General features: G+C 72.3%; 5 protein-coding genes, 1 pseudogene and 1 riboswitch. Of the genes and pseudogenes, 2 read left to right on the top strand and 4 right to left on the bottom strand.

Features of this window, described 5'->3' with window-relative positions; all coding sequences use genetic code 11:
- Together AC2W7J_RS15685 and AC2W7J_RS15680 are read left to right on the top strand one after the other, a co-directional pair.
- A partial coding sequence (locus AC2W7J_RS15685; RefSeq protein ID WP_485983538.1) for an excalibur calcium-binding domain-containing protein occupies positions 1-435 on the top strand: 435 nt, incomplete at its 5' end.
- A gap of 139 nt (positions 436-574) precedes the next feature.
- Entirely contained in the window at positions 575-1,156 is a 582-nt protein-coding gene (locus AC2W7J_RS15680) for a class F sortase (protein ID WP_427801700.1), read from the top strand.
- Positions 1,157-1,225: 69 nt separating this feature from the next.
- Here the strand turns inward: AC2W7J_RS15680 and AC2W7J_RS15675 are convergent, their stop codons facing one another.
- The 4 genes and pseudogenes from AC2W7J_RS15675 to AC2W7J_RS15660 form a co-directional block, all read right to left on the bottom strand.
- On the bottom strand, positions 1,226-1,531 hold the full coding sequence (locus tag AC2W7J_RS15675) for a hypothetical protein (RefSeq protein ID WP_485983540.1): 306 nt from the start codon (positions 1,529-1,531) through the stop codon (positions 1,226-1,228).
- Positions 1,532-1,753: 222 nt separating this feature from the next.
- Positions 1,754-2,829 (bottom strand): annotated as a pseudogene (locus tag AC2W7J_RS15670) (AMP-dependent synthetase/ligase); the annotation flags it as partial.
- Positions 2,830-3,105: 276 nt separating this feature from the next.
- On the bottom strand, positions 3,106-3,954 hold the full coding sequence (locus AC2W7J_RS15665) for a C40 family peptidase (protein WP_485983536.1): 849 nt from the start codon (positions 3,952-3,954) through the stop codon (positions 3,106-3,108).
- Positions 3,951-4,139: riboswitch (cyclic di-AMP (ydaO/yuaA leader) on the bottom strand. (Overlaps the previous gene by 4 nt.)
- 180 nt (positions 4,140-4,319) lie before the next feature.
- Positions 4,320-4,941, bottom strand: a 622-nt coding sequence (locus tag AC2W7J_RS15660) for a C40 family peptidase (protein WP_485983534.1), incomplete at its 5' end; no start/stop codon positions are given.

Below are 4,941 nucleotides of genomic sequence, written 5' to 3'. Positions count from 1 at the left end.
CCGGCTGCCCCCAAGGCCCCGGCCGCTCCCAAGGCTGCGGCTGCTGCACCGGCAGCGTCGGCGGCCCCCAAGGCTCCGGCCACGGCGCCGAGCCGGTCGTCCGTCACCGTCTCGGCCTCGTCGGCCGCGCCCTCCGTCACGACCGCTGACAAGGACTGCCCCGACTTCTCCTCGCAGGCCGAGGCGCAGACCTTCTTCACCACCCACGGTGGCCCGGCCATCGACCGCCACCGCCTCGACGCCGACAACGACGGCATCGCGTGCGAGACCTACTTCGGCACTGACGGTTCCGACGCCGCGGACCGCTCGCAGGCCCGCACGATCAACGCCGGTGTCCCCGACGTCGCCGGACCCAACACCCTGGGCCTTCTCGGCGGCGGGCTGCTCGTCCTGAGCGGTATCGGCGTCGCCGTGCGCGCTCGTCGCGCCAGCTGATCGGCGGGGCACCCTGAGACGACTCGCCCTGCTGCTCCTCGCCCTCGTCCTCGTCGGCGGGGGTGCGGCACTGACCTGGTGGTCGGTCGCGAGCGGCGAGGAGCCCGAGGCGGCGCCGGTACCCAGCCAGACCTTCGCGGTGGCATCGCCGACCCCGGACCCGACCCGCACGGCGACCGTCGCCGCGATCCCCGACGACCCGGCGCCGTCCTCGAGCACCTCGGCCGGCTCCTCGTCGAGGACGAGCCGGGAGTTGGTCATGTCGCCCGACCGGATGGGCCCCGACCGTCTCTACGTGCCCTCGCTCGGGATCTACGCCAGCCTCGACGGGGTGAAGTTCAGCGGCGGGTCCCTCGACATCCCGCGGGAGCCGTGGCGGGTCGGTCGCGACGTGTGGTCCGCGCCCCTCGGCGCCGGCGCGGGGACGACCCTGCTCGCCGGGCACGTCGACCTGTCGGGGACACCGGGTGCACTCGCCCGGCTCAGTGACGCCCGTCCGGGAGCGCTGGTCCACGTCACCGACGGCGCGGGTCGTCGGTCGACCTTCGTCACGACGAGCCTGCAGAGCTACTCCAAGGTGTCGCTGCCCCGCTCGATCTTCCGGGTGGACGGCCCCCGCCAGCTCGCCCTCGTCACCTGCGGCGGCCCGGTGATGACGATCGACGGGGAGCAGCACTACCGCGACAACGTCGTGCTCACGGCGGTGCCGGCGAGCGGCTGAGCGGCAGCCCCGACCAGCCCCGTCCGGGCCCCGACTCAGCGCTTCGTCCGGCCCCGTCCGGGCCTCGACTCAGCGCTTCGCGTAGAGCCCCTCGATCGCCTCGGCGCGCTGCGTCTCGATGACGTGGCGCTTGAGCTTCTGCGTCGCGGTCATCTCGCCCGACTCCTCGGTGAAGTCGTCGTCGAGGACGACGAACTTCTTGATCCCCTCGGCCTTGGAGACCAGCTCGTTGGCCTCGTCGACGACACCCTGCAGCTCGGCCTGCGGGTCGGCGGGTCGCTCCGCCTCCGGGTCGAGCGTGATGAGCGCTGCGACGAAGGGCCGCCCCTCGCCGACGACCATCGCCTGGGAGACGAGCGGGTGGGAGCGCAGCACGTCCTCGAGCGGTCCGGGCACGACGTTCTTGCCGCCCGCGGTCACGATGATCTCCTTGGCCCGGCCGGTGATCGTCAGATAGCCCTCGTCGTCGAGCGAGCCGAGGTCACCGGTGGCGAACCAGCCGTCGACGATCGACGCCTGAGTCGCCTCGTCGTTGCCCCAGTACTCGTCGGTGACGACGGCCCCGCGGACCTCGATCGCCCCGTCCTCGCTGATGCGCACCTCGTTGCCCGGCAGGGGGCGCCCGACGGTGCCGACACGCTGCTGGCCGGGCCCGTTGACGGTGATCGCCGCGCAGGTCTCGGTCAGGCCGTAGCCCTCGTGGATCGGCACGCCGACGCCGCGGAAGAAGTGGCCGAGGCGCTCGCCGAGCGCCCCGCCGCCGCTGATCTCGTACATCGTCTCCCCGCCGAGGGCCGCGCGGACCTTGGCGTAGAGCAGCCGGTCGAAGACCGCGTGCAGCACACGCAGCCGCAGCCCGGGGCGGCCCGGGCGCGGGTCGTCGCCCACGGCCCGGCTCCAGTCGATGGCGACCTGCTCCCCCTTCGCGAAGACGGCGGCGGAGACGCGGCGCCCGGCCGCCTTGGCGCGAATGCCGGCGTGCACCTTTTCGAAGACCCGGGGTACGCCGACGACCATGTGCGGACGGAAGGAGCCGAACTTCTCGACGATCGTCGAGAAGTCGGACCAGAAGCCGACCGTGGCGCCGGACTGCGCGGCGATGTAGGCGACGGAGCGGGCGAGCACGTGCGCCATCGGCAGGAACATCAGGATCCGGCGGCCGGGTGCCCCGACCTCGCCGATCGGGTGCGCCAGGCAGCCGGCGACCTCGGCGGCGAGGTGCCGGTGGGTGAGGACGACGCCCTTCGGCCGACCGGTGGTGCCGGAGGTGTAGACGATGCCCGCGAGGCCGTCGAGGGTCACTGCGTCCCGGCGCGCGTGCACCTCATCCTCGGCCACGGTCTGACCGCGCTCGGCGAGGGTGGCGAGGGCGCCGTCGTCGATGACGAGGACCTCGACGTCGAGACCGGTGGCCAGCTGTGCCATCGCCGGCGTCTCGACGAGCAGGACCCGTGCACCGGAGTCGCGGACGATCCACTCGAGCTGGCTGCGCGACGACGACGGGTAGACGGGGACGGTGCCGGCCCGGCGTTCCAGATCGCCTCGTCGAGCAGCAGCCACTCATAGCGGGTGTCGGCCATGAGCACCACACGGTCACCGGCGGCGACGCCGCTTGCGACGAGTCCCCGGACCGTCGCAACGAGGCTCTCGAGGTGCTCTCCGGCGGTGATGGTCTGCCAGTCGCCGTCGACGACGTGGCTGAAGGAGGGATGCTGCGGGTCCTCCTGCGCCCGACGCCAGGGACGAAGGGGGAGCAGGTCGCGGTCGGTGAGCTCGAGGGCTTCGCCGGTGGCGTGGGTGGCGGGCACGGATGACCTCCTGGGACGACTACACGTGTAGAAAGGGCCAGTGTCTCACGCGCCTTCGGCACCCGGGCACGACAAGGCCCCGACCGTAGCGGTCGGGGCCTTGTCGTGCGAGCCGCTCGGGAGCGGCCTGCGCGGGGTCGCTCAGAAGCGACCGAAGGTCACGTCATCGGTCCAGATGTCGCGCTCCTGCACCGGCGACTCGGAGTTGCCCGCGTCGATGATCTTGCCGTCGCCGGCGTAGATCCCGTTGTGGTACGCGGGGTTGCCGAAGAAGACGATGTCACCGGGCTGTGGGTTGGAGACCGGGGTGGCTGCAGCCTGCTGCTGCTGCGTCGTGCGCGGGATGTCCTTACCCGCCTTGTCGTAGACGTACTGCACGAAGCCGGAGCAGTCGAAGCCCGCGGTGGTCGTGCCGCCGTAGACGTAGGGCGTGCCGGTGAGGCTGCGCGCGGTGTTGACGATCGACGAGTCGGAGGCCGGGGCGCTGGCCGAGGCCTGGGCGGTCTCGGCGGTGCCACCGTCCGCGGACTGGGCACCACCGGTCGAGCTGGAGCCGCCGCCGGTCAGGCCCAGGGCGGAGCCGGTCTCGGGGCCGACGATGCCGTCGGCCGACAGACCGTTCTTGGCCTGCCAGCTCTCCACGGCCTGCTCGGTCAGGGACCCGAAGACGCCGTCGGCACTGACGCCGACCTTGTCCTGGATCTGCTTGACGACGCTGCCGGTGTCGCCGACGCGCACGTGGTCGGAGAAGGAGGTCGAGCCGCTGGGAGCGACGGAGTTGCCGGCGCTCTGCGCGCCGCCGGTCGAGGCGGTCTGCGAGGTGGCCGGGGCCGGAGCCTCGGGGCCGCCCTGGGCTGCCGCGCTCGTGGCGGTCATCGTCGATGCCCCCAGGCCGAGAGCCGTGGCGGCGAGGACGCCGGCGCCCGTGCGCTGTGCCGCAGAGCGGTGGGCGCGGGGGGCGGCGTGACGTGCGGTGTAGAACATGGTCATGCTGTCTCCTCTCGCCTGCGGAGTTAGCTGTCGGGTTGGGATGGAGACCATCCCGCCCTTCGACCGGGCGCTGCCCCGCCGTAGGACTTCACCCCGAGGCCGTGTGGCCAGAGGTTGGGTCCTCCGCTCCTACCGGTGCTGCTGGGGTACCCCGTCGAGGTGGTAGGACTCGGCGTCCTCGACGGCGTCCCGGCAGTGGCCGGGACCGCGTTCGACCATAGGTCATATAGTCACGAAATGGTAACGCGGGTGGCGAAACCCGTTGTGCACCAATGACGCAGGGGCAGCAATGACGAAGGGGCGAAAATGACGAAGGGGGCCCCGACCGTGATGGTCGGAGCCCCCTTCGTCGTGGGGTGCTGGGGTCAGCGGACGCGGCCGTAGGTCACGTTGCTCGTCCAGATCTTGCGCTTGGTCGTGTCGACGCGCGCGTTGCCGGCGTCGTACATCATGCCGTTGCCGGCGTAGATGCCCATGTGCCAGGCCGGCGCGCCGAAGAAGACGAGGTCGCCGGGCTGCGGGGAGTAGACGCGGGTGGTGGCGCGACGCTGCTGCTCGGCGGTGCGCGGCAGGCTCTTGCCGTGGCGGGCGAAGACGTACTGGGTGAAGCCCGAGCAGTCGAAGCCGGAGGTCGTCGTGCCGCCGTAGCGGTAGGGGACGCCCACGAGGCTCGCGGCGGTCGACAGGACGGACGAGCCCGAGACGGTGCGGGTGGTGGTGCGCGAGGTGGTCGTGCTCGTGCTGCGCAGGCCCATCTTGGTGCCGGTGCGGGGGCCGACGATGCCGTCGGCGACGAGGCCGTTGCGCTTCTGGTAGCGCTTGACCGCCGACTCGGTGAGGGGGCCGAAGATGCCGTCGGCGCTGGCGCCGACCTTGCGCTGGACCTGCTTGACGAGGTCGCCGCGGTGGCCGCGCCGGACCAGGCCGGAGAAGGTCGCGGCCGAGGTGCCCGACGAGACGGACGCCGAGGCGGGGGGCGCTCGTGGC

This window comes from Janibacter sp. CFPM2_SD2, from assembly GCF_057364645.1.
Note: the sequence above shows the minus strand (reverse complement) of the source record. Positions and strands in the feature narration are given on the sequence as shown.

Coding starts and splice junctions, on each gene's coding strand:
- AC2W7J_RS15665 (WP_485983536.1), bottom strand. CDS start 3,954: ATGACCATGTTCTACACCGCACGTCACGCCGCCCCCCGCGCCCACCGC.